General features: G+C 64.4%; 24 protein-coding genes, 1 tRNA gene, 1 rRNA gene and 1 pseudogene. 10 read left to right on the top strand and 17 right to left on the bottom strand.

Features of this window, described 5'->3' with window-relative positions; all coding sequences use genetic code 11:
- Positions 1 to 4: 4 nt before the first annotated feature.
- Positions 5 to 970 (bottom strand): CBASS oligonucleotide cyclase, encoded by a 966-nt coding sequence (locus CPBF1521_RS19345; protein WP_115677981.1) that lies wholly within the window; start codon positions 968 to 970, stop codon positions 5 to 7.
- A gap of 336 nt (positions 971 to 1,306) precedes the next feature.
- On the opposite strand from CPBF1521_RS19345, the gene CPBF1521_RS19340 reads away from it, so the two are divergent.
- Positions 1,307 to 2,473: an HNH endonuclease gene (locus CPBF1521_RS19340; RefSeq protein WP_115677980.1), complete on the top strand. Its 1,167-nt coding sequence runs from the start codon at positions 1,307 to 1,309 to the stop codon at positions 2,471 to 2,473.
- Between the two features lie 16 nt (positions 2,474 to 2,489).
- Here CPBF1521_RS19340 and CPBF1521_RS19335 read toward each other — a convergent pair whose 3' ends face one another.
- From CPBF1521_RS19335 to CPBF1521_RS19325, 3 genes are all read right to left on the bottom strand, one after another.
- Positions 2,490 to 2,876: a hypothetical protein gene (locus tag CPBF1521_RS19335; protein ID WP_328589319.1), complete on the bottom strand. Its 387-nt coding sequence runs from the start codon at positions 2,874 to 2,876 to the stop codon at positions 2,490 to 2,492.
- Between the two features lie 176 nt (positions 2,877 to 3,052).
- Entirely contained in the window at positions 3,053 to 3,388 is a 336-nt protein-coding gene (locus CPBF1521_RS19330) for a hypothetical protein (protein WP_147295475.1), read from the bottom strand.
- 58 nt (positions 3,389 to 3,446) lie between these two features.
- Positions 3,447 to 3,539 (bottom strand) — tRNA-Ile (locus CPBF1521_RS19325).
- Positions 3,540 to 4,025: 486 nt separating this feature from the next.
- Between CPBF1521_RS19325 and CPBF1521_RS21830 the strand changes: the two genes are divergently transcribed.
- A complete protein-coding gene (locus CPBF1521_RS21830; protein ID WP_201798639.1) occupies positions 4,026 to 4,244 on the top strand; it encodes a helix-turn-helix domain-containing protein in 219 nt (72 codons plus the stop codon).
- A 144-nt stretch (positions 4,245 to 4,388) separates the two neighbouring features.
- Here CPBF1521_RS21830 and CPBF1521_RS19315 read toward each other — a convergent pair.
- A pseudogene (locus CPBF1521_RS19315) lies at positions 4,389 to 4,901 on the bottom strand (UPF0758 domain-containing protein); the annotation flags it as partial.
- 96 nt (positions 4,902 to 4,997) lie between these two features.
- Between CPBF1521_RS19315 and coaBC the strand changes: the two are divergent.
- Genes coaBC through CPBF1521_RS21530 form a run of 3 tightly spaced genes read left to right on the top strand, consistent with a single transcriptional unit; the run spans position 4,998 to position 9,095 of the window.
- Positions 4,998 to 6,272: a bifunctional phosphopantothenoylcysteine decarboxylase/phosphopantothenate--cysteine ligase CoaBC gene (coaBC, locus tag CPBF1521_RS19310; protein ID WP_115677977.1), complete on the top strand. Its 1,275-nt coding sequence runs from the start codon at positions 4,998 to 5,000 to the stop codon at positions 6,270 to 6,272.
- On the top strand, positions 6,269 to 6,736 hold the full coding sequence (gene dut, locus CPBF1521_RS19305; RefSeq protein ID WP_104535010.1) for a dUTP diphosphatase: 468 nt from the start codon (positions 6,269 to 6,271) through the stop codon (positions 6,734 to 6,736). Before coaBC ends, dut begins: the two co-directional genes overlap by 4 nt.
- Positions 6,737 to 6,749: 13 nt before the next feature.
- A complete protein-coding gene (locus CPBF1521_RS21530) occupies positions 6,750 to 9,095 on the top strand; it encodes a phosphomannomutase/phosphoglucomutase (RefSeq protein ID WP_181901298.1) in 2,346 nt (781 codons plus the stop codon).
- A gap of 300 nt (positions 9,096 to 9,395) precedes the next feature.
- On the opposite strand, the gene CPBF1521_RS19295 is transcribed toward CPBF1521_RS21530, so the two are convergent.
- From CPBF1521_RS19295 to pyrE, 10 genes are all read right to left on the bottom strand, one after another.
- The gene (locus CPBF1521_RS19295) at positions 9,396 to 9,929 is read right to left on the bottom strand and encodes a hypothetical protein (protein WP_104650003.1); all 534 of its coding nucleotides are present in this window, start codon (positions 9,927 to 9,929) and stop codon (positions 9,396 to 9,398) included.
- Between the two features lie 282 nt (positions 9,930 to 10,211).
- Entirely contained in the window at positions 10,212 to 10,553 is a 342-nt protein-coding gene (locus CPBF1521_RS19290) for a lipid-A-disaccharide synthase N-terminal domain-containing protein (protein ID WP_039816706.1), read from the bottom strand.
- Positions 10,553 to 11,275: a glycosyltransferase family 2 protein gene (locus CPBF1521_RS19285; protein ID WP_104649984.1), complete on the bottom strand. Its 723-nt coding sequence runs from the start codon at positions 11,273 to 11,275 to the stop codon at positions 10,553 to 10,555. Before CPBF1521_RS19285 ends, CPBF1521_RS19290 begins: the two co-directional genes overlap by 1 nt.
- Before the next feature lie 324 nt (positions 11,276 to 11,599).
- Complete coding sequence (locus tag CPBF1521_RS19280; protein WP_115677976.1) at positions 11,600 to 12,565, bottom strand: SDR family NAD(P)-dependent oxidoreductase; 966 nt, start codon at positions 12,563 to 12,565, stop codon at positions 11,600 to 11,602.
- 46 nt (positions 12,566 to 12,611) lie between these two features.
- Entirely contained in the window at positions 12,612 to 13,337 is a 726-nt protein-coding gene (locus CPBF1521_RS19275; protein ID WP_115677975.1) for a suppressor of fused domain protein, read from the bottom strand.
- 43 nt (positions 13,338 to 13,380) lie between these two features.
- On the bottom strand, positions 13,381 to 13,689 hold the full coding sequence (locus tag CPBF1521_RS19270; RefSeq protein WP_115677974.1) for a helix-hairpin-helix domain-containing protein: 309 nt from the start codon (positions 13,687 to 13,689) through the stop codon (positions 13,381 to 13,383).
- A gap of 34 nt (positions 13,690 to 13,723) precedes the next feature.
- On the bottom strand, positions 13,724 to 14,653 hold the full coding sequence (locus CPBF1521_RS19265; RefSeq protein ID WP_104649987.1) for a ParB/RepB/Spo0J family partition protein: 930 nt from the start codon (positions 14,651 to 14,653) through the stop codon (positions 13,724 to 13,726).
- Positions 14,653 to 15,450, bottom strand: a complete 798-nt coding sequence (locus CPBF1521_RS19260) for a ParA family protein (RefSeq protein ID WP_104584936.1) — start codon at positions 15,448 to 15,450, stop codon at positions 14,653 to 14,655. The genes CPBF1521_RS19265 and CPBF1521_RS19260 overlap by 1 nt, the downstream gene beginning before the upstream one ends.
- A gap of 114 nt (positions 15,451 to 15,564) precedes the next feature.
- Positions 15,565 to 16,209, bottom strand: a complete 645-nt coding sequence (locus tag CPBF1521_RS19255) for a hypothetical protein (protein WP_180707939.1) — start codon at positions 16,207 to 16,209, stop codon at positions 15,565 to 15,567.
- 43 nt (positions 16,210 to 16,252) lie between these two features.
- On the bottom strand, positions 16,253 to 16,912 hold the full coding sequence (pyrE, locus tag CPBF1521_RS19250; protein ID WP_104584940.1) for an orotate phosphoribosyltransferase: 660 nt from the start codon (positions 16,910 to 16,912) through the stop codon (positions 16,253 to 16,255).
- A 121-nt stretch (positions 16,913 to 17,033) separates the two neighbouring features.
- Between pyrE and CPBF1521_RS19245 the strand changes: the two genes are divergently transcribed.
- From CPBF1521_RS19245 to CPBF1521_RS19235, 3 genes are all read left to right on the top strand, one after another.
- A complete protein-coding gene (locus tag CPBF1521_RS19245) occupies positions 17,034 to 17,834 on the top strand; it encodes an exodeoxyribonuclease III (RefSeq protein ID WP_104584942.1) in 801 nt (266 codons plus the stop codon).
- A 241-nt stretch (positions 17,835 to 18,075) separates the two neighbouring features.
- Positions 18,076 to 19,371, top strand: a complete 1,296-nt coding sequence (locus CPBF1521_RS19240; protein WP_181901297.1) for an AmpG family muropeptide MFS transporter — start codon at positions 18,076 to 18,078, stop codon at positions 19,369 to 19,371.
- 58 nt (positions 19,372 to 19,429) lie between these two features.
- Positions 19,430 to 19,657 carry a hypothetical protein gene (locus CPBF1521_RS19235; protein ID WP_104584944.1) on the top strand — a complete coding sequence of 76 codons (228 nt, stop codon included), beginning with the start codon at positions 19,430 to 19,432 and terminating at the stop codon, positions 19,655 to 19,657.
- Positions 19,658 to 19,992: 335 nt separating this feature from the next.
- On the opposite strand, the gene CPBF1521_RS19230 is transcribed toward CPBF1521_RS19235, so the two are convergent.
- Both CPBF1521_RS19230 and CPBF1521_RS19225 read right to left on the bottom strand, forming a co-directional pair.
- A complete protein-coding gene (locus CPBF1521_RS19230) occupies positions 19,993 to 21,135 on the bottom strand; it encodes an anhydro-N-acetylmuramic acid kinase (RefSeq protein WP_115677972.1) in 1,143 nt (380 codons plus the stop codon).
- A gap of 278 nt (positions 21,136 to 21,413) precedes the next feature.
- Entirely contained in the window at positions 21,414 to 22,832 is a 1,419-nt protein-coding gene (locus tag CPBF1521_RS19225) for a M23 family metallopeptidase (RefSeq protein ID WP_104649990.1), read from the bottom strand.
- A gap of 170 nt (positions 22,833 to 23,002) precedes the next feature.
- On the opposite strand from CPBF1521_RS19225, the gene tyrS reads away from it, so the two are divergent.
- On the top strand, positions 23,003 to 24,214 hold the full coding sequence (gene tyrS, locus CPBF1521_RS19220) for a tyrosine--tRNA ligase (protein ID WP_104584950.1): 1,212 nt from the start codon (positions 23,003 to 23,005) through the stop codon (positions 24,212 to 24,214).
- Positions 24,215 to 24,936: 722 nt separating this feature from the next.
- A 16S ribosomal RNA gene (locus tag CPBF1521_RS19215) occupies positions 24,937 to 25,014 on the top strand; the annotation flags it as partial.

The raw sequence follows: 25,014 nt of genomic DNA, 5'->3' as shown, positions 1-25,014 counted from the left end.
CACCTCAGACCTGGAAGGACGGGCCAAAGACCTTCTGCCAATAGCGCACGGTCTCCTGCTTGTTTGGGGCCGCGAGTGCTGCGTCGATCGCATCACCTGCATCAAGCGCGGCATCGACAATCGCGTCTGCTTGCTGCCGCGTGTAAAGTTTCGCGACATTGTTGGCTGCATTGACCGGATCAATGATCGTTACCGGCTCAGAAAAGACACCAACGCTCGACAACGAGTAATAATCACTGAAGGCAATTTGCTCTCTGAGATCGCTACGGGCCACGTACGTGAAGAAGTGCTGCAATGCCTCGGGGTAATCGGAGAAATCAACGCCTTCGTCGCAAAGCTTTGCCATCAGCATCTCGATCATGAATGACTTGAATCGGAAGCCCTGTCTTTCGGTTTTCTGACGCTTTGCCCAAAATTTTGCGAGTCGCACCGCCTGCACAAAGTGTGTGTGCTGAGCCAGCTTTCGCTTCTTTGCGAATTCCAAGTGTCTCGGAATGCTGGTTCGAAGAAAGGACCCATCTTCTTGGCTGACAAGGTTTCCGTACCAATCTGAGTCACCGTCATACAGGATCGGTACGATGTCGACGTCCAGACCTGATCCTGCGAAAGAGACGGTGACCGAGTAGGTCTGCGGCTGCACTTGCTCGGGCTTAAAGTTGGGAAAAGCCTTGCGCAATCGCTCGGCGAGATACGCCAAAAGCTTTTCCACGTCATGAGGCGCGTCCGCACCACTGATGTAGCAAGCGACATCGATATCGTTCAATGAGCGCAGGGCCGTTCCTTTGGCTAAGCTCCCGGAGAGCAACATCCGCTTTAAGGTGAAGTCGGGATGCTCGCTCAGATAAATTTCCAGGCGTTCCCGCAGTCGTCGCGCCTGCGCTCGGAACTCATTCGCCGTGTCCCGCGGCAAGTTCACACGTTCCTCGGCGAACTTGACGATGTCCTTATGCCCTACATGCTGCCGCGCCATACGCTAACTCCCTGTAGCAATTGGATTTTTCAGTTCTAGCCTGCCTAGGCTCAATCGATAAGCACCAATGTGCAATGTAAAGCTGTCCTGTCGCAGTGATTGCGACAGGTGAGTACCACATTGGCCCCAATGGACCATCTGGGGGTTGGATTGTGGTTTTCAACATGCTGAGACTAATCCTTTTCCCGAACCGCAACTAGGGACATGAACCCGTGAATCGGCTAGAGTTTGGTGTTGAGTCTTGCCAGAAGCCGGATGAGCAAGAATAGCGAATTCTCTGGAAGGCATTAAATTTTGGCTGCTTCTAGCCGCAGGATCTGGTGGGGGAAATTTGCCATGGAGATACAGGGAGTTGATATGCAGAAAAGCTTTGATATTGAGTGCATCTACTGTGACGGCGCTAGCCCCCAAATTTTTGGAATTAATGAGGGGTCTAAAGAGCACGTAATTCTCTCGTCCATTGGGGGAAGGAAATCTTCCAGGAACGTCTGTTGCGAAATTTGCAATACAAGGCTCGGAAATGAAATTGATATGGAGTTTTCGTTAAAGCTGGCACCCTTATCAAATCTTTTTGGAATTAAGACTGATCGAAAAGGTCGAGCTCCCACCTTGTCTACAGAACATTGCTTAGACGGTGAGCCGCTTGTCGTGGCGCCAGGCGGAAGATTTGAGCTTAAGCAGGCCTCCATTCGAGAAAATAGATTGGAGGACGGTAAAATCGAGATCTCTGTAGTTGCGAGAACGACGGAAGAAGCGGATCGATTGCGAGATCAATACATCAGGAAATTTAACGGCGCGACGCTCTCAGATCCAATCTATGTTGCCAAGTCAACGCCTTCGCCCACGATTTCTCATCGCTTCTCTTTTGAGACTAACGAAAAGAGGTCGAGTGCGAAGATGCTGCTCACGCTCTTGGCGACATGCGTCAATCCAAAGCGAATTCGCTCGGCCGAAATGCGCCATGCGATTGAATTTATTCTTGGAAAGGGCGAGCTTGACCTCCCCGTTATGCCATGGTTATGCATGGAAATACCAGCGGTCGATAAGAAGTATCGCTTCGGTCATACTGCTGCGGTTTTCGCTAGCGGTACTTCGAGAGAGGTGTTAGGGGTCTTGGTTCTTTTCGGTGCGATAAAAGTCACGGCCAGGTTGTCCAATTGCTGGACCGGCCCCACGCTTGGGAAAATGTACTGCATTGACCCTGTCACCGGAGAGGGCGAGACGAATGAAGTCAGTAATGACGAGGTTGACCGCTGCGTCAGTAGTTATGTTCAGGATGGTCGCCCAAGTAACGAAGAATTTGCGAAAGATTGGAGGTTGATGTTGGCCGAGTTGAAGCGGCGACATCAAGAAAAGCAAGTTCATGAATTCATGACTGAGTTATTGGGGAACGTAACTCCGGATGCGAACCCTGAAGAACTCCGAAAGATAATTGAAGAGTCTGTCGATCGCTTCGTGCATGAGGTCATGAGACTGCCGTACGAGCGTAAGATCAATACTTAAGTGTTGATTAATTAATTCATCTCTTGGATTTTGAACATGCCGACACTACTGCAGTCTGCAGCCGAAGTAGTCCATCCTTACTTAATATTTTAAAAGTGGTCGCTTGGGAATGGCCGGCTCTAAGAACAAGTGCATCGCACATAGCGTGATGGCGATGACTGCGCAAGATAGTACTTCTTGCGAACAGAGATTCAACCGCTTGGTCTAGTCGACCGCCAGAGATAATCTGTTCTTGTACTTGGGGAATTGGACCGCAGGCACTTGCCTGCTCGTCTGGCAATTCAAAGCCGGCAAGAACATAGCGAAGCAGCACCAAGTCATGATGATAGTCTGCGAGTACCAGCGGCCCCTGATCTGCGCCCAGGAAGAAGCGCAGGCCAGTAGTGATGGCCATTTCTGACATTGAGCGCGAGCCTCCCTGTAGGAGTGGGTAGACCACATGCTGGACAAAGTCGGTTGGCCTTTCTGGTAAGGGTGTCCGCTCCGCATAGAAGCGGTGCTTCCCGTCCTCGCTTACTAGGCCGATGCTGACTAGTTCAGACCCAATGGGATCTGCCCACTCCGTATCGAGGAAGAACTTCACCAGAAGTCGGTACGGCCGCGCACAAACGCCTCGTAGTCGGCAGCGACCTTCTCAGGAGAGGGCGGCTCCTTGTACTGAATCTTATAACTGATCGGATACCAGACCTTCCATTCCTCGAAGGAGATCAGCATGAATTTGCGGTTCGGCTTTACCCAGACCTCTTCTTGCGGACCATCCAGTTCCTTGATCCGGAAACCGGGAACCGCTTGATTGGCGGTCGTGACGCCTAGGCTTGGGTCGTCCGAATAGCGCGCGTACACGGCAGCCCAGACCGCCTTCTCGCGGCCACGCATGCCACTCAACGAGACTGGGCTTTTAGATTTTGTGTTCATACCAGTTCTTCGCCCCAAAACTTGGGGCCATACGGCGTCGCGACGACGCCCAAGGGGGTGGTGCCCCTGGCCGGGCTCGAACCGGCACTAGCCGCTTATCTGGCGCTCACGGGATATAAATCCGCTGCTCTACCAATTGAGCTACAGGGGCGTGATCTACAGATAGATCACGCACGTATTCGGATGGCAGAGCGTCCTTGTAAAAATTTAGGCATCGATGAGTCTTTCATTAATGGGAGTTAAGCGGTGTGTGCCGGTTAAAAGATGAACCATCTTCTCGTGAAGTCGTAGAGCCTCGATCGTGTGCCTGCGAGCCTCACTCGGTACTTTCCCACCAGTAAGTTTGCAGAGTTCTTCTAGCTCTCTGAGCAACGGATCGGGTGTAGGCGCGAGGTGAGCCTCACATATAGTCGCGAGTCTCAGTCCTAACAGTTCATCGAAATACTCTGTAAGTCGATCAAGCTCCCATTTGTTGAGCGGGCCATCAACCGGCATCACAGTCTCTGCATACCAGCCTTCAGTTGGATTGGGTTGCTCCGAAAGTTGCCATCTGAGATGGAGGAACATGAGGGGGATCTCGGCGAATGCTACCGAAAATACTGTAGACCGAAAGTGCACGTAAGCGAAAGCTCTTTATGTGCAGAGCCCAACGACCCAAGAAATTTTTGGACTTGAAGTCAGGTCTAGGCGACAGAGCCTTGGCTATAGCCAGGAGGCGTTTGCAGATGTGCTGGGCATGCATCGCACTCAACTTGGGCACATCGAGCAGGGGCGAAAGGACTGCCGCCTATCAACGGTAAAGCGCCTAGCAGATGCACTAGGTGTGTCAGTCCAGGTCCTCACGGAGAGGCTTTAGTGTTCCTGGCTCAGCTCGACCAGGCAGTCCCAGGTCGGCATGCAACACTTGCCATGTAACGCCGGATCATCCATTTCCCTTGTAAACAATTGAATTGTAAGGGAAATATTTCAATGAAACGATGTTGTTGACAATATAACCCTTGACGATCACCGCCGCGGCATTGTGCAGTAGCGCCCGCCGCACCACCTCGCGCGGATGGATGTCGGCCCCGTCGATGGTGCCGGTGAACACTTCCTCGAAGGCGATGGCGTGATGGCGGGTGTCCAGGTACAGCACCGCGAACACCTCATAGGGGCGCGGACGCAGCCGTTGCGAAAAGTAGCGGCCGGCGCTGGGCGGGTCGCTGAGCGCATCGCCGCGTTCCAGCGCGCTCAGCAGGTGGCGGTGTGCCAGTTCCAGCCCCGCGCTGAGTTTGCAGGCCGAAGCCGGACCCAGGCCGGGCAGCCGCGCCAGCGCGGGCGCCGTGTGGTCCAGCAGCACGCGCAGCGGGCCGTGGCGTAGCAGCAGGTTGCGCCCGGTCTGGACGGCGTCCTGGCCGCGCAGGCCGGAGCCGACAAAGATCGCCAGCAGCTCGGCATCGGACAGGGCAGTCGCCCCGCGCGCCAGAAGTTTCTCGCGCGGGCGTTCGTGGGTGGGCCAGTCGTGAATGTGCATATGGCGAGATTGCCGGTGCTCATCGCTCACGCCTATCAGGCCGGACGGGGGCATCGGCTAATCTAGTTGTCCTTGTAACCGTAGGACGACTCCGACGTGATCGGCTCCACTCAGGCCCGCCCCTTGGACGGACAGCGCTTGCTGCTGTGCGTCGGCGGAGGCATTGCCGCTTACAAATCGCTCGAACTGGTCCGTCGCCTGCGCGACGCCGGCGCACTTGTACAGGTCGCCATGACCAGCGGCGCGCAACAATTCGTCACCCCGCTCAGCTTCCAGGCGCTGTCCGGGCAGCCCACCCGCACCACGTTGTGGGACAGCGCTGCCGAGCAGGCGATGGGACATATCGAACTGGCGCGCTGGGCCGATCAGGTGATCGTCGCCCCGGCCACCGCCGACCTGCTGGCGCGGCTGGCGCATGGCCTGGCCGATGATCTGGTCACCACGCTGTGCCTGGCCACCACCGCGCCGCTGACCGTGGCCCCGGCGATGAACCACCGCATGTGGCTGCACGCGGCCACGCAGGCGAATGTGGCGACCCTGTCCGCACGCGGCGTGCGCGTGGTCGGTCCCGATGACGGCCCGCTGGCCGAAGGCGAATCCGGACCCGGCCGGCTGGCCGAGCCGGCGGCGATCATTGCCGCCCTGGCCGGCGGTGTCGGTGCCGACAGCGCCGTGCCGGTGGCCTCCAGCAGTGCGGCTGCGCCGGCATTCGTGCCCAGCAGCGCGCAGCTGGACGGCCTGCGCATCGTGATCAGCGCCGGCCCCACCTTCGAGGACCTGGATCCGGTGCGTTACGTGGGCAACCGCAGCAGCGGCAAGATGGGCTATGCCCTGGCCGCTGCCGCCGCCGCCCAGGGGGCCGAGGTGGTGCTGGTCAGCGGCCCGGTGCACCAGGCCACCCCGGCCGGCGTGCGGCGGATCGACGTGCGCTCGGCTGCCCAGATGCGCGATGCGGTGCTGGGCGCGTTCCCGGCCGACATCTACATCGGCGCCGCTGCGGTGGCCGACTACACCCCCAAGCGGGTGGTCGCGCAGAAGATCAAGAAGACCGGCGAGACGCTGACCCTGGAACTGGTGCGCACCCCGGACATCCTGGCCGAGGTCGCCGCGCAGACCGGCGCGCTGAAGCTGGTGGTGGGTTTTGCCGCCGAGACGCACGACGTGGAGCATTACGCGCGTGGCAAGCTGGCCGCCAAGCGGCTGGACCTGATCATCGCCAACCAGGTGGGGATCGAAGGCGGCGGCTTCGAAAGCGACAACAACGCCGCCACCGCCTACTGGCAGGGCGGCGAGCGCGCCTTCCCCAGCAGCAGCAAGACCGAACTGGCCGACCAGCTGTTGGCCCTGATCGCGGAGAGATTGCAGGCATGAGCACCCCGACCCAGTCCTTGCAGGTGAAGCTGCTCGACCCGCGCTTCGGCGACCTGTGGCCGCTGCCGGCCTATGCCACCGACGCCAGCGCAGGCATGGACCTGCGCGCCGCGCTGGAAGCGCCGATGACGCTGGAGCCCGGCGATGCGGCGCTGATTCCCAGTGGCATCGCGATCCATCTGGCCGACCCGCAGCTGTGTGCGGTGATCCTGCCGCGCTCGGGCCTGGGCCATCGCCACGGCATCGTGCTCGGCAACGGCACCGGGCTGATCGATGCCGATTACCAGGGGCCGTTGCTGATCAGCACATGGAATCGCGGTCGCGCCGCCTTTACCATCGAGCCAGGTGACCGCATCGCACAGCTGGTGATCCTGCCGATCGTGCGCGTGGGCTTGCAAGTGGTGGATACTTTCGTCGACAGCGCGCGGGGAGCGGGTGGATTCGGCCACACCGGCGTGCGCTGACGGGGGACGTCACATGAGCAAGACGAGCGAGCGCAGGCAGTCGATGTCCAGCGTGCGTACGCGTGGTCCGGTGTTGGGGGGAGTGTTGTTGCTGCTGGCTGCCTGGTTCGGCTGGAGCAGCTACACGCAATGGCGCAAGGATGCGGTTGCGCAGGACCTGGAACAGGCGCGCGACCGCGCCGTGCAGGACGTCAGCCAGGCCATGGCGCAGCAGGCCAGCCAGCTCGACGCCCTGCTCAAGCAGCCGCAGGTCATCGCCGCGCTGGCCAACGGTGACGCGCTGGCGGCGGCCTCGACCATCCGCGAGCGCTTCAAGGGCGCCGAGGACGTGCAGGTCCTGACTGGCGACCTGACCGCCGCCTACGACAATCCCAAGGACTTCGGTTACGCGCGGCTGAGCCTGCTCGAGTCGGCGCTGGTGGCCAAACGTGCCCAGGTGCATGTGGTGCGCGACGCCAAGCAGGTCCGTCTGGGTGTGGCAGCGGTGGTCACACTGGGCACGCAGCCGGCGGTGGCGTACGCGCGCCTGCCGTTGTTGCGTCTGACCGGCCCGCTGGATGCGATCGCAGTGCCCGGCAGCGCCTATCTGGCCTTGCGCCAGGGCAGCTACAACGTCGCCCAGCAAGGCGATGTGGCGCTGGCCGATGCCGCCGAGACCCTGGCCAGGCCATTGGGTGACAGCGGCCTGCGCGTGGCCGCCGCGGTGCCGCAACGCGATGAGGGCCCGCTGGGTCTGGGCACCGTCGGCTGCGCGATCGTGGCCGTGCTGCTGCTCGCCATCGCCGTGCTGTTGGTGCTGGCCAGCCGTGGCCGCGTCGCCTTGCCGCGTCGCCGCGTGGCCAGCGAGCCGAGCGCCGACGAACCCACCTTCAGCCAGAGCCTGCAGCACGACGCCAGCCTCGCCAGCGAGGCGCGCGCGCTGGACGCAGATGCGCCGCCCGCGCCGCCGGCGCTGGTGCCGGCCGTGCAGGTCGCCACCGAGATGTTCCGCGCCTACGACATCCGCGGCGTGGTCGGCAAGGACCTCAATCCGGGCGTCGCCGCGTTGATCGGCCAGGCCATCGGCAGCGTGATGCAGGCGCAGGGCCTGCGCGAGGTGGTGGTCGGCCGCGATGGGCGGCTGTCGGGCCCGGAGCTTGCCAATGGCCTGATCGACGGCCTGCGTCGCGCCGGCTGCAAGGTGATCGATGTCGGTCTGGCGCCCACCCCGGTGGTGTATTTCGGCGCCTATGAACTGCGCGCCGGCAGCTGCGTGGCGGTCACCGGCAGCCACAATCCGCCCGACTACAACGGCTTCAAGATCGTCATCGGTGGCCAGACCCTGTCCGGGGCGGCGATCGCCGACCTGCACCAGCGCATCAACGAAGGCCGCCTGCACACCGCGGCAACGCCTGGCGAGCTGGAACAGCGCGACATCAGCGACGCCTACATCCAGCGCATCGCCGACGACGTGCAGCTGGACCGCCCGATCAAGGTCGTGGTGGATGCCGGCAACGGCGTGGCCGGCGAGATCGCGCCGCGCCTGCTGGAAGCCATCGGTGCCGAGGTCATCCCGCTGTACTGCGAGATCGACGGCACCTTCCCCAACCATCACCCCGACCCGAGCGAGCCGCATAACCTCGACGATCTGGTGAAGATGGTGCAGCGCTTCGATGCCGATATCGGCGTGGCCTTCGATGGCGATGCCGATCGTCTGGGCGTGGTCACCAAGCAAGGCACCATGGTGTTCCCGGACCGTCTGCTGATGCTGTTCGCTGCCGACGTGCTGCAGCGCAATCCCGGCGCGTTGGTGATCTACGACGTCAAGTGCACCGGAAAGCTGTCCGACCACGTGCTGCGCAATGGCGGCAGCCCGCTGATGTGGAAGACCGGGCACTCGCTGATCAAGGCCAAGATGCGCGAGACCGACGCCGAACTGGCCGGCGAGATGAGCGGGCACTTCTTCTTCAAGGAGCGCTGGTACGGCTTCGACGACGGCATCTATGCGGCCGCACGCCTGCTGGAAATCCTGGCCCAGCGTGAGCAGACCCCGTCGGAGGTGCTGGAGGCCTTGCCCGAAAGCGTGTCCACGCCGGAAATCAAGGTGCCGGTGGACGGTGATGCGCATGCACTGGTCGCGCGTTTCGTCGAGCGTGCCCAGGCCGGCGAGGAATCGCCGTTCGAATCGGCGCGGCTGTCGACGATCGACGGACTGCGCGCGGACTTCGCCGACGGCTGGGGCCTGGTGCGTGCCTCCAACACCACGCCGATCCTGGTGCTGCGATTCGAGGCCGACACCGAGGCCGCATTGGAGCGGATTCGCGGGCTGTTCCGCAGCCAGTTGCAGGCCCTGCTGCCGGACCATCCACTGGACTTTTGACCGACCGGTGCGTCGGGGGCGCCTGCCCTGCCGGCATGCCGGCAGGGCGGGTCGCGGCGCCGCAACCCGCCACAGTGGCCGATCACACCGTGCTCGGCGCTGGCAGATGTCGGCGATCACCGCAGCGCGCAGCCCGCCTTGACCGACGTAGGCGACCGACGTCAGACGTCGCCCGAACAGACGGCGCTCGACGTCAACGTTGATCGGGCGGACGTCGCTCGCACAGATCCCGCAATGCTGACCGGCGAAGACACGCAACAGTCTGTCTGGCTCGCGCCGGACGGACGCGCGCGATCACGGTCACCTGTCTCCCGGACCCGGCATGCGTGGGCCATCAACCGGCACTGCAGTCCCGACGCCGTGCGCAGCGTGGTCGTGCAGCAGCCAGACCGCATCCCAGTACGGATACCCGCCGATCTGCGCGGCCAGCCCTGCGCGTAACGGCAACGCCACCAGCGCGCGCGCGAACTGTCGATGGTCGTCATGCGGGGCAAGCGCCGACGCCTGCATCTGCGGCTGCCACACCGTCCCGCCGCGGCCACGTGCGCGATTGACCGCCCCGGCGGCGACCTGCCGCGCAACGGCAGCCATGTGCAGCAGCGCAGCCTTGCCCGGTGCCTGCAGCAGCGCACACCAGCAATCGGGCAGCAGCACCCAGCACAGCAACTGCGCGCCCTGCCAGTGACCGGCCGCCGCCAGGCTCGCCGCCGCGGCCCGCGCGCAGCGCCAGTCGGCAAACAACGGCACCTGCTGATGCGTGTGCAGCCGCAAATGCCAGTGCGCCGCAATCGGCGCCGACCCGGACAAGGAACGATGGAGAAGCGCACTGGACATGCGCACAGCATGCCGATGAGCAAACAGCCGCGGCATCGGCGGCGCGCCTCATCTCCGGTCGGTCACCAGCGCATCGCGGTGTACGAAGAAACCCATTGACTGTCGGATATCGCACGCCTGGCGTTATCCACCACAAGGCAGAGCCGATGCAGCCTGCTGCACCAGCTCAGTTGCGCCACCGGCACCACCTCAAAAGCCTAGAGACCTGGCGCACCAATCACCAGCAACCGGTCACAGCACCCGCGAACCGCGATTCCCCAATCCCGATTCCCGATTCCCCGCTCAATGCACCGCCCGGTCGCGCTTCCACCCGCGATGCTTCACATCCAGATACAGGCTGTAGAACGCGGTGAACGCCGGGAACAGGTTCTGCAGCACGCCCACCGAATCCTGCTTGGCCGAGAACACGAAGTAGCTCAGCGTCATCAGGCTGCCGACCACGCTCATGTACCAGAACATGCGCGGGATCACCGGCTTGCCGGCGCGCTTGGAAGCGACAAACTGCACCAGCCAGCGGCCGCCGAACATCAGTGCGCCCACATAGCCGATCAGCTTCCAGCCGGTGACATGCAGCCCGGTCCAGTACAGCCAGGTCAGTGGCTGGTCCAGCCAATGCAGTTCCATCAGCGCTCCTGCACCACGGTGCGCCTGCTGCGGGTGATCAGCCAGGCCACGCCGCGCAGGTCGCGGATGCCGACCAGCGCGCGATTGAGATTGTTGTACTTGGACACGCCGGCGGTGCGATGGCGGTGGTGCACCGGCACGCTCACCGTGCGCCAGCCGGCGCGCTGCATCAATGCCGGCAGATAGCGGTGCATATGATCGAAGTAGGGCAGGTCCAGGAACGCCTCGCGCTCGAACAGCTTGATGCCGCAGCCGGTATCGGGCGTGTTGTCGTGCAGCATGCGCGAGCGGATCGCGTTGGCCCACTTGCTGGCCCAGCGCTTGGACCCCGAATCCTGGCGGTTGACCCGCCAGCCGGCGAACAGCTTCACCTGCGCATCGGCGCTGGCGCGCGCGGTCAGCAGCTTGGGAATGTCGGCCGGATCGTTCTGGCCGTCGCCATCGAGCGTGGCGATCCAGCTTGCACGGGCGGCCTTGACGCCATTGCGCACCGCCGTGCTCTGGCCGCTCTGGGTCACGTGATGCAGCACGCGCAGTTCCGGCGTGGTGGTCTTCAGGCCTTGCAGCACCGCCAGCGTGTCATCGCGCGAGTGGTCGTCGACATAGACGATCTCGAACGCCACCAACCCGCGCAAGGCGGCGACGATCTCACCGACCAGCGCGGCGACGTTATCGCGCTCGTTGAACACCGGGACGACAACGGAAAGCTGAGGGTGGCTCATGGATTCGTGGTGGCCAGATGAAGGCTGAGCGAAAAGATCGCGCATTGTGCCCTGACTGTCTGAGTCAGGCATGAAGCAGGCGCGCGTTGTGTGCGGTGGAGCGCGCGCAAAGCGGACTGTAGCGTGTATGCATGCCCCAAAGCGCCGGCCGCGTGGCCGGCAAGGCGCCGCGCGCCGGGCCCGGATGGTGCAGGGTGGGGCGCGAATGTTCAACGTCCGGCGCGCCGTCCTGCAGATGCGCGCCTCGCTACGGGCGGACTCGCGGCGATGTGCTATCGCCTGACCGCTACCACCATCATTGCGGCTGCGCCGCGGTGGTGCCGGCTAGGCGCGCTCGCCGAAATAATGGCGGCACCACTCCACCACCTGTGGCAAGCCGCGCTCGACCGGGGTGGCCGGCTCGAAGCCGAAGGCGGCCTGCGCGCGCTGCGTATCGGCCATGGTGCGGATCATGTCGCCCGGCTGCATCGGCCGGTAGACCTTCTCGGCCGGCCGGCCGGCGGCCTGGGCGATCACGTCGATGAAGTATTCCAGTTCCACCGGGGTGTGGTTGCCCAGGTTGAACACCCGGTGCGGCACCGTCTCGCTGCTGGGCGTGTCCAGCGCGCCCAGCACGCCGGCCACGATGTCGTCGACGAAGGTGAAATCGCGCTGCATCCTGCCGTGGTTGAACACCTCGATCGGCCGCCCCGCCAGCACCGCGCGGCTGAAGATCAACGGCGCCATGTCCGGCCGTCCCCATGGCCCGTACACGGTGAAAAACCGCAGCCCGGTCGCGCGCAGGCCGTACAGCTGCGCATAGGTATAGCCCATCAGCTCGTTGGCGGCCTTGGTCGCCGCATACAGCGAGCGCGGCTGGTCCACGCGCTGGTCCTCGGAAAACGGCGGGGTGGCCGAATCGCCGTAGACCGAACTGCTCGACGCATACACCAGGTGCTGCACGCCGCGGTGCCGGCACAGCTCGAGCATGTTGACGAAGCCGACCAGGTTGCTGTCGACGTAGGCGGACGGGTTTTCCAGCGAGTAACGCACCCCGGCCTGCGCGGCCAGGTGCACCACGCGCGTGGGCCGGACCTGCTCGAACAACGCGGCCAGGCCGTCGCGGTCGGTCAGGTCCAGCGTGCGGATGTCCATGCCCGGGCACAACGCCGCCACCCGGTCGCGCTTGAGCTGCGGGTCGTAATAGCTGTTGTAGTTGTCCAGGCCCACCACCGACTCACCGCGCGCAGCCAGCGCGCGGCAGGTGTAGGCCCCGATGAAACCGGCGGCGCCGGTGACGAGAATGGTCATTGCAATGGTCCTGGAGATGTCGAAGGCAGGCGAGCGGCAAGCGGGCTCAGAACAGCCCGAAGCGCTTTTTGGCGACGTTGACGCGATCAAGCGCAATGATGTCCCCAATCCCCCTGGCATCGAAGCGATCCAGCAACGCGTCGCTGCCGTCCTTCAGTTTCAGCGCCATCTCCTCCGGGTACAGCGGCACCACCGTCATGAACACGATGGTCTTGTCGGCATCGATGACCAGGCGCGCAAATTCCTCGGGCGTGCTCACCGGCGGCAGCACGATGGCGCCATCGAAGCGCACGCCGGGTGCGTAGGGTTCGGCCGGATGGCCATTGGGGATGGTGTGGCCGAAGCCCAGCCAGGTCTCGAACGTGTGCGGCAGGCGGGCCAGGGTCTTGAGCAGGCGGATCGGCCAGTAGTGGCGCGGGTCTTCGAAGTCGCGCTGGTCCAGCGGCCAATCGGCGGGCAGGCTCAGCATCAGCTCCATGTACTGCGGCGCTTCCACCCCTTCGGGCAGGGTCATCGGCAGGTCGCTCATGCCCGAGGTCACCAGCCGCAGGTAGGGAACGTCCTCGGTGGCGGGCACCACATGCACGTCCAGATGCACGGCATCGGAGATGATCTCGTGCAGAACGCCCGAGATCGGTCCCAGATGCCGCTCGATATGTGCGTTGATCCGCTCGATGCAGTCACCGCCGTGTGCCGGCGCGAACTGCTTTTCCTGCGCGTGCAGCATCATCGTGCTGCCGCCCGGGCTGATCTGGTCGTGCTCAGTGCTCATGGGTTGCTCCTGTTGATGGCAGCGCCTGACCGCGTGCGCGCACTCACGCCAGCCGGAGCGGTGCCTGGCTGGCCAGCGTTGCCTTGCGTTCGGCGCTGAACGCCCACCACGGCTGCGGCGCCTCGCCCTGCATGAAGCGCGTGATCGACAGGAACACGTCGATCACGCAGGGGTCGTGCAGCACGCCGGTACACAGGCACAGCTGCGCATACATGTCGTAGGCATCGCGACCGCGCAATTGCGCGGCAACGCGGATGCCGATCCGCTGCAGATCCTTTTCGCAGGCCGGCCCCACGTTCGGCAGGTCGGTCAGATGCAGCAGGTGCTTGCGATCGACCTTGACGGGATTCATTGCCGGGACTGCTCCTGGTGGGTCCGCGGAGAACTCAGCTGCGCTGCACGCGCAGGCGTTCGAGCACGCCGTCCAGCGTGTCCAGGTCGGTGTAGTGGATCACCAGCTTGCCCTTGCCGCCGCGGCCGTGGTTGAACACCACCTTGGTGCCCAGCGATTCGGACAGTTCGGTCTCCAGCGAGGCGATATCGGCCTGCGGCGCGGCAGCGGCCGGCTTGCCCTTGCGCAACGCGCCGGGCACCTTGCCGGCGGCGAACTGCTGCGCACGGTGTTCGACCTCACGCACCGACCAACCCTGGTCGGCCGCTTCCTGCGCCAGCTTGCTGGCCAGCTCCGGCGCCAGGGTGAGCAGCGCACGCGCATGGCCCATTTCCAGACGGCGGGTTTCCAGCAGCACGCGGATGGCCACCGGCAATTCCAGCAGCCGCAGCAGGTTGGACACCGACGCACGCGAGCGGCCCACCGCGCCGGCGGCCTCGGCGTGGGTCAGCGAAAATTCGTCGATCAAGCGCTGCAGCGCCTGCGCTTCTTCCAGCGGGTTGAGGTCTTCGCGCTGGATGTTCTCGATCAGCGCCATCGCGATGACGGTGCGGTCGTCCAGCTCGCGCACCACCACCGGCACCTCGCTCAGCCCGGCCAGCTGCGAGGCGCGCCAGCGGCGTTCGCCGGCCACGATCTCGAACTGCCCCGGCGCCAGCTCGCGCGCCACGATCGGCTGGATCACCCCCTGCGCCTTGATCGACTCCGCCAGTTCGGCCAGCTTGACCTCGTCCATCTCCTTGCGCGGCTGGTACTTGCCCGGCTGCAGCTGGCTGACCGGCAACTGGCGCAGGCTGTCGCCCGGCTGCAACGCTTCCTCGCTGGCCGCGCTCGGCGCCGCCGCGGCGGCCGCGCCCTTCGGTCCCAACAGCGCTTCCAGGCCACGGCCAAGGCCACGCTTCTTTGCGGGGATCGGCTTGTTCATCAGACGGTCTCCACGGGCCGGTAGGCCTTGTTGCGGTCGTTCTGGCGGCGCAGGATTTCGCTGGCCAGCCCCAGGTAGGCCACGCCACCGCGCGAGGTGCGGTCGTAACCGACGATGCTCTGGCCATGGCTGGGCGCCTCGGCCAGGCGCACGTTGCGCGGCACGATGGTGCGGAACACCTTGTCGCCGAAATGCTCGGTCAGCTCGGCCGACACCGCGTTGGCCAGGTTGTTGCGGATGTCGAACATCGTGCGCAGCACGCCTTCGATTTCCAGTGCCGGATTGAGGTTGGCGCGCAAGGCCTCGATGGTTTCCAGCAGCGCGGTCAGTCCTTCCAGTGCGTAGTACTCGCACTGCATCGGCACGATGATCGAGTCGGCCGCGGTCAAGGCATTGAGCGTCAGCAGCGACAACGCCGGCGGGCAGTCGATCAGGATGAAGTCGTACTCGTCGCGGATCGGTGCCAGTGCGCGCTTGAGCCGCTGTTCGCGCTCGCCCTGATCCATCAGCTGGATCTCGGCAGCGGTCAGGTCGATGTTGCCCGGCAGCAGGTCGAAGCCTTCCGGCGCGGTGACCCGGATCTCGGCGGCGGTGTTTTCGCCCAGCAACAGGTCGCACGTCGAGGCGGCCACATCGCGCTTGTCGATGCCGCTGCCCATGGTGGCGTTGCCCTGCGAGTCCAGATCCACCAGCAACACACGCTTGGGCGCGCGCGCCAGGCCGGCCGCCAGATTGACCGCGGTCGTGGTCTTGCCGACGCCGCCTTTCTGGTTGGCAATGGCGATGATCCGGGCCATGCGGGAGAGCCTCGTGGGCAGGGAGTAAGACCGGCCATTATGCGGGCAGGGCGTCGGATCGGGAAATGCCGCCTGCCGCAGTGCGCCGCACGGGTGGCAATGACGGCGGGCCGGTCAGCCGGCAGGCGCAGTGGCGGCCGGCGGTTCCTTCATCGCCCGGTAGCGCTGCAGGATGTCGGCGATCTCGCCGTCCAGCGCCACCCGTTGCTGCTCGAAGCTGGTCTGCAGACGCAGCTGCGCCAGCAACTCGCGATGGCGTTGCTGGATGTCGGCGGCCAGCTTGTCGGCCACCGCCTGGCCGGCCAGTTCGCGGTCGCCGGCGCTGCGCAGCATGCTGGCCAGCCCTTCGCGCAGGCTGGTCACATTGAAGCGCGCGGTGTGGATGTTGTTGTCGACGATGGCGATGCGCTCGTTGAACACCCGGCGCAGGTCGTCCTCGCTCTGGTAGGACATCAACATCGCCTGGTCGGTGCGCTGGCGCATCTGCTCGGCGGCCAGATCGGCCTGGCGTTGCTGCTCGCTGGCAGCGGCGGCGGCCCGCTCGTCGCTGCTCATGGCGCGCTGCACCTCGGCGCTGCGCAAGCCGCTCCTGGCGTTGAACTCGTCGCGCGCCTGGTTCACCGCCTCCGGCGGCAGCGTATCGCTGCACACCCGGGCGCCGTTCTGGTTCCAGCAATACAGCGTCTTCGCGGCCGGCTTGTCCTGCGCGATGGCAGGTGCGGCGGCCACGGCCACCGCAACGGCGGCGAATAACGCCAAACGGGTGTGTCTTGGCATCATCGCAGCCCCCTGTCGCCTGCCGTCAGCCTGTGGTGTCGGTGCCGTAACGGCCACGATAGGCCAGCAGCGGTTCCCGGAAGCCCACAAGGTCGGCGTTTCCTGCTGCAAAAGCAAGCAGGTCGCCCAGGTTGGCCACCGCGATCACCGGGATGCCGGCCTCGGCCGCCACCGCCTGCGCGGCCGAGCGGCGATCCTGCTCGGAGGCGATCTCCTGCCGGTCCAGCGCCACCACGATCCCGGACGGAACGCCGCCGGCGCCACGGATGATGCCCAGCGCCTCGCGGATCGCGGTGCCGGCGGTGATCACGTCGTCGACGATCAATACCTTGCGCCCCTGAAGCGGCGCACCGATCAGGCTGCCGCCCTCGCCATGGTCCTTGGCTTCCTTGCGGTTGAACGCCAGCGGCAGGTCGCGCCCGCGCCCGGCGTAGGCGCAGGCCAGCGCGGTCGCCAGCGGGATGCCCTTGTAGGCCGGCCCGAACAGCAGATCGAACTCCACCCCGGCCGCATCGATCGCATCGGCATAGCACTGCGCCAACTGCGCGGTCTTGGCGCCCGAATCGAAGCGCCCGGCATTGAAGAAATACGGACTGAGCCGCCCGGACTTGAGCGTGAACTCGCCAAAGCGCAGGGCATCGGCGCCCAGGGCCAGCTGCAGGAAACGGGTGCGGTGGTCGGTCATTGGACGGGAATGGGGAATAGGGAATCGAGAATGGTAAACGCATCGTGCGCCGGCAGCCTTCCGCATGCGCCTGGGGTAGGCTTTACGATTCCCCATTCCCAACTCCCCATTCCCGGCCCTTATGCGCATCATCAGTTTCAACGCCAACGGCCTGCGCTCGGCCGTCACCAAGGGTTTCTTCGAATGGTTCGCCGAGCAGGACGCCGACGTGCTGTGCGTGCAGGAGACCAAGGCCCAGGAGCATCAGCTGGCCGGTGCCAAATTCCTGCCCACCGGCTACAAGGCCTGGTTCCGCGACGCCAGCACCAAGAAGGGCTACAGCGGCGTGGCCATCTACAGCAGGCACGAACCCGATGAAGTGCGCACCGCGCTGGGCTGGCCCGAGTTCGACGAAGAGGGCCGCTACATCGAGGCGCGCTTTGGCAACCTCAGCGTGGTGTCCTTCTATATCCCGTCCGGCTCCTCGGGCGAGTTGCGCCAGGGCTACAAGTTCCAGGTGATGGAATGGCTGCGGCCGATCCTGGATGAATGGCTGGCCAGCGGCCGGCAGTACGTGCTGTGCGGCGACTGGAACATCGTGCGCTCGGCGCTGGACATCAAGAACTGGAAGTCCAACCAGAAGAATTCCGGCTGCCTGCCGCCCGAGCGCGACTGGCTCAACGGCCTGTGCGCCGATGCGCTGGAAGACGCCGATGCCGCCGGCGGCCGCGGCTGGGTCGATACCTACCGCGTGCTGCATCCCCAGGGCCAGGACTACACCTGGTGGAGCAACCGCGGTGCGGCGCGCAGCAACAACGTCGGTTGGCGCATCGACTACCAACTGGTCACTCCCGGCCTGCGCGACAAGGTCAAGGCCTGCTCCATCTACCGCGAGCAGCGCTTTTCCGACCACGCGCCGTATGTCGTGGATTACGCGGAGTGAGGAAGGGTGCGCAGCCGGCGGTGACGCGCACCGGGACGGTTGGCCAAGCCTCACCGTGTTGTGTTTCCGGCCGCGTCGTGGAGATGCACGTCGAGGGCGTACAGGCCGTGCCTGGCCGCAGCCAGATGGCCGTGGATCCTTCCGGGAGCCAATCATGCGTTTCCGGCAGGTCGCTCCGCGCAACGGCCGGTGATACTGCCCGCCCGGCATTGATCAGCCCCCATTCCCAGCGGCCATACGCATGACCACGCCTGCACCCAACTACAAAGGACTGCGCGGTATCCGGCAGGCCTTCGCCACCCCATCGGCGGCGACCATGGCCCTGCTGGGTTTCGGCAGTGGCCTTCCGTTCCTGCTGATCGCCTCGCAGACCCTGTCCACCCGGTTGCGCGATGTCGGGCTGGATCTGGGCAGCATCGGACTGATCAGCCTGGCCAGCTTCTTCTACCTGCTCAAGTTCCTGTGGGCGCCGCTGCTCGACCGCTATGCGTTTCCGCTCACCGCGTGGTTGGGGCGTCGGCGTTCCTGGCTGCTGGTCTCGCAACTCGGCGTCACCGCCGGCCTGTTCGCACTGGCGTTTTCGCGCCCGGACATGAGTGTCACCGGCCTGGTCGCCTGGGTGCTGTTCGCCTCGTTCTGGGGCGCCACGCAGGATTCGGTGGTGGATGCCTACCGCATCGAAATCGCCCCGGACTCGGCGCAGGCCGCCTTGGCGGCGACCTACACCCTGGGCTACCGGATCGGCCTGATCCTCGGTGGCGCCGGCGCGCTGTACCTGGCCGAATACCTCAACTGGACCTCGGCGTACCTGGCCATGTCGGCGCTGATGCTGCTGCCGATCATCACCACCCTGGTATGCCGCGAGCCGGACCGGCCGCAGCTCACGGTGGTGCGCCGCATCGACGTGGCCGGCGCATTCTGGCAGCCCATTTCCAGTTTCTTTTCCGGCAACGGGCTGGCGCTGGGCATCGTCCTGCTGGCATTTGTCGGCCTGTTCAAGTTCCCGGACCAGGTGATCGGCGTGATGGCCGGGCCGTTCTATCTGGATTCGGGCTACACCAAGGCCGACATCGCCACGGTGTCCAAGCTGTTCGGCGTGTGGATGGGCATCGTCGGCGCGTTTGCCGGCGGTGCGGCGGTGGCTGCGTTCGGCTTCCGGCGCATGCTGCTGGTCGCCGCCCTGGGCGTGGCGCTGTCTAACCTGGCATTTTTGCTGATGGCGCAGAACCCCGGCAAATTGTGGGCGTTCTATGCCGCACTCAGTGCCGACAATCTGTTCCAGGGGTTTGCCGGTACCGTGCTGGTGGCCTTCATGTCATCGCTGACCAATCGCAACTTCACCGCCACCCAGTACGCCTTGCTGGTGTCACTGGCCAATTTGCCGGGCAAGTTCGCCGGCGGTGTATCCGGGTTCCTGGTCGAGGCCACCTCCTACAGCACCTTCTTCATCCTCAGTGCCCTCACCGTGGTTCCCACGCTGGCCCTGCTGGCCTGGCTGTGGCCGCGGCTGGATGCCCGCGACGGGCGCCCGGATTGAAACGTCCGCCAGGGTTGCCGATGATGCCGACGCGGCACTGCATCGCACGAGGAAGGGCATGACCGATCTGGTACTGCGTGACATCGATCCATTGCTGGTGGACAGGATCCGTCGCATCTCCGTCGCACGCGGCTGGACCCAGCACCAGACGGTGATGCATCTGCTCGAACAGGGCCTGTTCGCCAGCGAGTACGACGTCAGCGGCGGCCTGCAGCATCCGGAAGTCGATGTGCTGGCCGAGGCGATCGCCGCGCTCAAGGCGCTGCCGGCGGGGAATACTCCGTAGCACTGCAAACGGCCAGGCAGCGCTGCCTGGTGCGCAAGTTCACTCGGGGCGAGTACGGCGTGCGAATGCGGATGGCTCGGTCAGAAGCTCTTGCATGCTGCCGAGAAGGGCCGAGGCTGCTGTGCGTTCGCCGGCTCAACTGCGCACGTCCCCGCCAGCCTCTCAATTGAGTGCTAGTTGGTTGCAGACGAGGCGGGCATCATCAGCAAGCTAGCTTCACCGAACACGTCACCGCTACCCCTCATCAATTGAGCGCTGGTCGCGTCGCAGAATTCGGGGCGGGGCACCATCAGGAAGCGAGGTAGTGGCATCCAGCGCGAGCCGATCCAGGCCACTCATGCCGGATGGATCGCCCCCAGCAACCGCGGCCCCGCCGCCCCGGTCACCGACGGCAGATTGGCCGCGCGGCCTGCGAGCAACTCCGCGGCCAACCACGCAAACCCCATTGCCTCCAGATAATCAGGATCCAGCCCATGGCGCGCGCTGGATTCCACCACCACGCCCGGCAGTCGCGCCGCCAGGCGCGCCATCAACACCGGATTGCGCACCCCACCACCGCACACCAGCACCCGGCGGGTATCGGGCTGCAGCCGCAGCAACGCGTCGGCGACGCTGGCGGCGGTGAGTTCGAGCAGGGTCGCCTGCATATCGGCCGCGGACGGCGCCGCGTTGCCCGGCGACCGCATCGCCTGCATCGCCCAGTCCAGGTGGAACTGCTCGCGTCCGGTGCTCTTGGGCGGTGCCAGTGCGAACCACGGGTCGGCCAAGAGCGCCTGCAGCAGCGCCGTATCGACGCGCCCGCTGGCGGCAAACGCACCGTCGGCATCGAACGGCGTGCCGCGATGCTGCTGGCACCAGCTGTCCAGCAACGCATTGGCCGGGCCGGTATCAAAGCCCAGCACCGCGCCACTGCGTGGGATCAAGGTCAGGTTACCGATGCCGCCCAGGTTCAGCACCGCACGGTCCTCGTCGGCGGCGCCCAGCATGGCCAGATGGAAGGCCGGCATCAGCGGTGCGCCCTGGCCGCCGGCAGCCACATCGCGCCGGCGGAAATCGGCCACCGTGGTGATGCCGGTGTGCTCGGCAATCCGGCTCGCATCGCCGATCTGCCAGGTGAAGGCCGGATCGGCCTTGGGGCGATGTCGAATGGTCTGCCCGTGCGAGCCGATCGCGCGAATGCGCCCACGCGCAATGCCGCTGTCGCGGATCAGCTGATTGGCCGCGGCCGCAAACGCCAGCCCCACCTGCGCATCTAGGTGTCCAAGCGCATCGATGGCGATGACCTCGGCGCCCTGGCCCAACGTCACCAGCGTTTCGCGCAGCTGTGGCTCCCAGGCCACCGTGGTGCCTGCGACCAGTTCGCAGCGGCGATGGCCCTCGTCGGTGAAGCGCACCAGCGCCGCATCGATGCCGTCGGCGCTGGTGCCCGACATCAGGCCCAGATAGAGCGGGGATTCAATATGTTCCGGAGCAGACATGCCAGGGCCAGTTGCACGATGGTCGTGCAGCTTGTGCAGCCGGGATGGGAGAGTCAACCGGCCTTGCGCGCATCGCGGTGGAAGCAGGGGCGATGCGCTCGCCAGCCAAGCACCCTAAATGTAGTGCCGACTGTCGCGTCGGCACCATGGTGTCCACTTGGTGCTGGCAGCAACCCGATGCCGGCTGCGGCGTCGCGTGAGCCAGAGCCCCCGAACGGAGGCGCAGTCGTGCGATCGGCGGTTGCCAGCGCGGCGGCTGGGAAACCAGCCGCGCCCACTCAACCGCGCGGCTTGCCCTTGGCGGGCTTGCCGGCGTCGGCGTAGATCAACTTCTCCATGCCTTCGATACGCGCCAGCGCCGGCGCCGTCTGCGCGCGGAAGGCGGCCAGCTCGGCGCCCTGCAACGGCTCCGGCGGCGGCATCGTCACCGACATCGGGTTGCGCTGCTGCCCGGCGACGCGGAATTCGTAATGCAGATGCGGGCCGGTCGCCAGGCCGGTCATGCCGACATAGCCGATCACCGTGCCCTGGTTGATGCGCTGGCCGGCCTTGATCTTGCCGAAGCGCGACATGTGCCCGTACAGCGTGCTGAAGTTCCTGCCGTGGTCCAGGATCACCACATTGCCGTAGCCGCGCTGGGTGCCGACGAACACCACCCGTGCATCGCCAGCGGCCATGATCGGCGTCCCCGATGCTGCCGCGTAGTCCACGCCCTTGTGCATGCGCATCGTGCCCAGCACCGGATGCTTGCGCGCGCCAAAGGTCGAGCTGATGCGGCTATAGGCCACCGGCATGCGGATGAAGCTCTTCTTCAATGGCCGGCCGTTGATGTCGAAATACTCGGCCGGCTTGCCGGCACGCTCGAAGCGGAAACCGGTGTAGGTCTTGCCGCCGGTGGTGAAGGTCGCCGCCAGGATGTCGCCGGTGTTGATGCGCTCGCCCTCGCGCCAGGTTTCGTCCATCACCACGCTGAAGCGATCGCCCGGCTGCAGATCCTTGTCGAAGTCGATGTCGTACTTGAAGATCTCGTCGGTCATGATCGCCACCGCCGCCGGCGACAGCCCCGACTTGCCGGCCGAGGCGTACAGCGAGCTGCTGATTTCGCCGCTTGCCACCACCGTGCGCGTGGTCGTGGCGCGCTCGGTGACGTTCTCGCGCACGCTGTCGCCCAGCAGGCGCAGCTCCACGCGGTGGCTGTCGTCGCGGTCGAAGCGCAATGCGCGCAGCTCGCCCGGCGTCGGCATGTCGAAGGCGATCTCGGCGCCCGGACGCAGCTTGGTCAGCGCCTCCTTGGTGCCCGGATGCGCCAGCACCTGGTACATCACCGCCGTCGGGATTCCCAACTCGCCGAACAAGGTGCTCAGCGTCTGCCCCGATTTGACCTGCAGGATTTCCCAATCGGTGCTCGGTGCCAGCTGCTTGCGGGCCGGCACCAACGGCGGCAACGGCAGGGCCAGCGTGGAATGGCTGGACAGCGGCGCATCGATGGCATTGGAAAAGCCCGGCACGATCGTGGCCACCAGCGCACCGATGGTCGCGAACAGGCTGGCGTGGATCCAGTGCCGGCGCGTCCATTGGTCGTTGAATGCCGCCGGAAGATGCGCCTTGAGCTTGCGATGCAGGGCAGTGTCGTGGAGGACGTGGAGGCGTTCGTGAAAGCGCCGCTTGCGTGCACGGCCCTGCTCTGAGTTCTGCATCGTTCAAATTCCTCGCTGGCTCGAAGTGCGGGCCCAATCGCCGGTACCATAGACAGCCTGTAACAGCGCGTCAAACCATTGAGCCTGTTCAACATTTGCATTTGGCGCGGAATTAACCCGCGTTTAACATCGTTCACGTTTTTGACGGCAAACGCCGCTGGAGTCTGTGGTTGGCCACTATCGAAGAATCCCTCGCACTCATCGGCCGCGGCGCCGAGGAGATCCTCAAGCTCGATCAGCTCGAAGCGCGCCTGAAATCCGGCGTGCCGTTGCGGGTCAAGGCCGGGTTCGATCCCACCGCGCCGGATCTGCATCTGGGCCACACCGTGCTGCTCAACAAAATGCGGCAGTTCCAGCAGCTCGGGCATCAGGTGATCTTCCTGATCGGCGACTTCACCGGAATGATCGGTGACCCGAGCGGCAAGAACGTCACCCGCAAGCCGCTGAGCCGCGATGATGTGCTGGCCAACGCGCACACCTATGAGGAGCAGGTCTTCAAGATCCTGGACCGTGAGCGCACCGAGGTGCGCTTCAACTCCGAGTGGTTCGGCCAGATGAGTGCGGCGGACATGATCAAGCTGTCCGCGCAGCACACCGTGGCGCGCATGCTCGAGCGCGACGATTTCGCCAAGCGCTTCAACGGCCAGCAACCGATCGCCATCCACGAGTTCCTGTATCCGCTGGTCCAGGGCTACGACTCGGTCGCCTTGAAGGCGGACGTCGAACTGGGCGGGACCGACCAGAAGTTCAACCTGCTGATGGGGCGCGGCCTGCAGGAGCACTACGGCCAGGCCCCGCAGGTCGTGCTGACCATGCCGCTGCTGGAAGGCCTGGACGGGGTGGCCAAGATGTCCAAGTCGCTGGGCAACTACATCGGCATCAACGAGCCGGCCATCGACATCGTCACCAAGACCATGAAGATCGGCGACGAACTGACCTGGCGCTGGATCGATCTGCTGTCTTTCGACATCGGTGTTGCCGAGGCCGCGCGCCTGAAAGAACAGGTCGCCTCCGGTGACCTGCACCCGCGCGAGGTCAAGTTGCGTCTGGCGCGCGAACTCACCGCGCGCTTCCACGATGCCGCCACTGCAGAGCAGGCCATCGCCGGCTGGCACGCCGTGGTGACGGGGCAGGGCGACACCAGCCTGTTGCCGCTGCAGGAGGTGGCCGTGCCGGCCGAAGGTCTGCGGATCGCAAGTCTGCTCACCGCCGCCGGCCTGACGCCCAGCAATTCGGAGGCCACGCGCAAGCTCAAGGAACGTGCGGTCAAGATCGATGGTGAAGTGGTCGAAGATCCGGCACGTCAGTTCGGGCCGGGCTTCGAAGGTGTCATCCAGGTGGGGAAGCGTAATTTCGCCCGCGTTGCGCTGGTCAGCGCCTGAGCTGGCGGAGGGTTGCTGCATGGCAGCCATGTCGGCGCCGGGATGACCTTTATATAGAGGCATCGGACGGCTGACGCAGGATCAGCGGCTTGCTGCAGCAACAACGAAGGACGCGCGGCTATAGATGGCAGCGAGATCGTGAAAAATTTTTCACAAACCCCTTCCCAAACGTCCCGGTTGGGCCTATAGTTCGCCTCCCCCGACGCAACGGCCCCGCAAATGCGGAACCAGAGCGGAAGGGTTCGAAAATGCCTTGATTTAAGGTGTTGACGAAACGAAAAAGCCGGCTATGATGGGCGGCTCGCTACACGGAAAGATGCTTCGGCAGATTGAGGTGCAGCGGCGGCAACTTCCTCTTCACGAGGGGTTGACGAAGATGGAAAGCCTGCTAATATGGCCGGCTCGCTTCGCAGAAAACCTTCGGGTCGAAACGAAGCAGCGTCAACCACCTCGAAATGAGGTGTTGACGGCAAGAAAAAGTCCGCTATAATGGGCGGCTCGCTTCGGCGGAAACGACGAAGCTGACGGGAACGGCGCTGAGGCCACTTCCCAATGTTCTTTGACAGTGTGCGCAGGTAATTTGTGCGGACGCCTGCAGGAAGGATGATTGTCCATCTTGCAGACGTTTAATCAAAAAGCAACATATTAATTGCTTTGCAAGCGATAAGTTGTCAGTGGTTGAACTTCTGCAGCTAAAGTATTTGTCTTCGGACATGTAATTTTAAGTGAAGAGTTTGATCCTGGCTCAGAGTGAACGCTGGCGGCAGGCCTAACACATGCAAGTCGAACGGCAGCACAGT

Source organism: Xanthomonas euroxanthea (genome assembly GCF_900476395.1).
In the GTDB taxonomy this organism is placed as follows: Bacteria; Pseudomonadota; Gammaproteobacteria; order Xanthomonadales; family Xanthomonadaceae; genus Xanthomonas; species Xanthomonas euroxanthea.
The sequence above is the reverse complement of the archived record's forward strand: the minus strand, read 5'-3'. Positions and strand labels throughout refer to the sequence as shown.

What these genes read in the sequence shown, in the direction of transcription:
- CPBF1521_RS19345 (WP_115677981.1), bottom strand. Translation starts at nt 970, where the DNA reads ATGGCGCGGCAGCATGTAGGGCATAAGGACATCGTCAAGTTCGCCGAG.
- CPBF1521_RS19340 (WP_115677980.1), top strand. Translation starts at nt 1,307, where the DNA reads ATGGAGATACAGGGAGTTGATATGCAGAAAAGCTTTGATATTGAGTGC.
- CPBF1521_RS19335 (WP_328589319.1), bottom strand. Translation starts at nt 2,876, where the DNA reads ATGTCAGAAATGGCCATCACTACTGGCCTGCGCTTCTTCCTGGGCGCA.
- CPBF1521_RS19330 (WP_147295475.1), bottom strand. Translation starts at nt 3,388, where the DNA reads ATGAACACAAAATCTAAAAGCCCAGTCTCGTTGAGTGGCATGCGTGGC.
- dut (WP_104535010.1), top strand. Translation starts at nt 6,269, where the DNA reads ATGAGCACCCCGACCCAGTCCTTGCAGGTGAAGCTGCTCGACCCGCGC.
- CPBF1521_RS21530 (WP_181901298.1), top strand. Translation starts at nt 6,750, where the DNA reads ATGAGCAAGACGAGCGAGCGCAGGCAGTCGATGTCCAGCGTGCGTACG.
- CPBF1521_RS19295 (WP_104650003.1), bottom strand. Translation starts at nt 9,929, where the DNA reads ATGTCCAGTGCGCTTCTCCATCGTTCCTTGTCCGGGTCGGCGCCGATT.
- CPBF1521_RS19290 (WP_039816706.1), bottom strand. Translation starts at nt 10,553, where the DNA reads ATGGAACTGCATTGGCTGGACCAGCCACTGACCTGGCTGTACTGGACC.
- CPBF1521_RS19285 (WP_104649984.1), bottom strand. Translation starts at nt 11,275, where the DNA reads ATGAGCCACCCTCAGCTTTCCGTTGTCGTCCCGGTGTTCAACGAGCGC.
- CPBF1521_RS19280 (WP_115677976.1), bottom strand. Translation starts at nt 12,565, where the DNA reads ATGACCATTCTCGTCACCGGCGCCGCCGGTTTCATCGGGGCCTACACC.
- CPBF1521_RS19275 (WP_115677975.1), bottom strand. Translation starts at nt 13,337, where the DNA reads ATGAGCACTGAGCACGACCAGATCAGCCCGGGCGGCAGCACGATGATG.
- CPBF1521_RS19270 (WP_115677974.1), bottom strand. Translation starts at nt 13,689, where the DNA reads ATGAATCCCGTCAAGGTCGATCGCAAGCACCTGCTGCATCTGACCGAC.
- CPBF1521_RS19265 (WP_104649987.1), bottom strand. Translation starts at nt 14,653, where the DNA reads ATGAACAAGCCGATCCCCGCAAAGAAGCGTGGCCTTGGCCGTGGCCTG.
- CPBF1521_RS19260 (WP_104584936.1), bottom strand. Translation starts at nt 15,450, where the DNA reads ATGGCCCGGATCATCGCCATTGCCAACCAGAAAGGCGGCGTCGGCAAG.
- pyrE (WP_104584940.1), bottom strand. Translation starts at nt 16,912, where the DNA reads ATGACCGACCACCGCACCCGTTTCCTGCAGCTGGCCCTGGGCGCCGAT.
- CPBF1521_RS19245 (WP_104584942.1), top strand. Translation starts at nt 17,034, where the DNA reads ATGCGCATCATCAGTTTCAACGCCAACGGCCTGCGCTCGGCCGTCACC.
- CPBF1521_RS19240 (WP_181901297.1), top strand. Translation starts at nt 18,076, where the DNA reads ATGACCACGCCTGCACCCAACTACAAAGGACTGCGCGGTATCCGGCAG.
- CPBF1521_RS19235 (WP_104584944.1), top strand. Translation starts at nt 19,430, where the DNA reads ATGACCGATCTGGTACTGCGTGACATCGATCCATTGCTGGTGGACAGG.
- CPBF1521_RS19230 (WP_115677972.1), bottom strand. Translation starts at nt 21,135, where the DNA reads ATGTCTGCTCCGGAACATATTGAATCCCCGCTCTATCTGGGCCTGATG.
- CPBF1521_RS19225 (WP_104649990.1), bottom strand. Translation starts at nt 22,832, where the DNA reads ATGCAGAACTCAGAGCAGGGCCGTGCACGCAAGCGGCGCTTTCACGAA.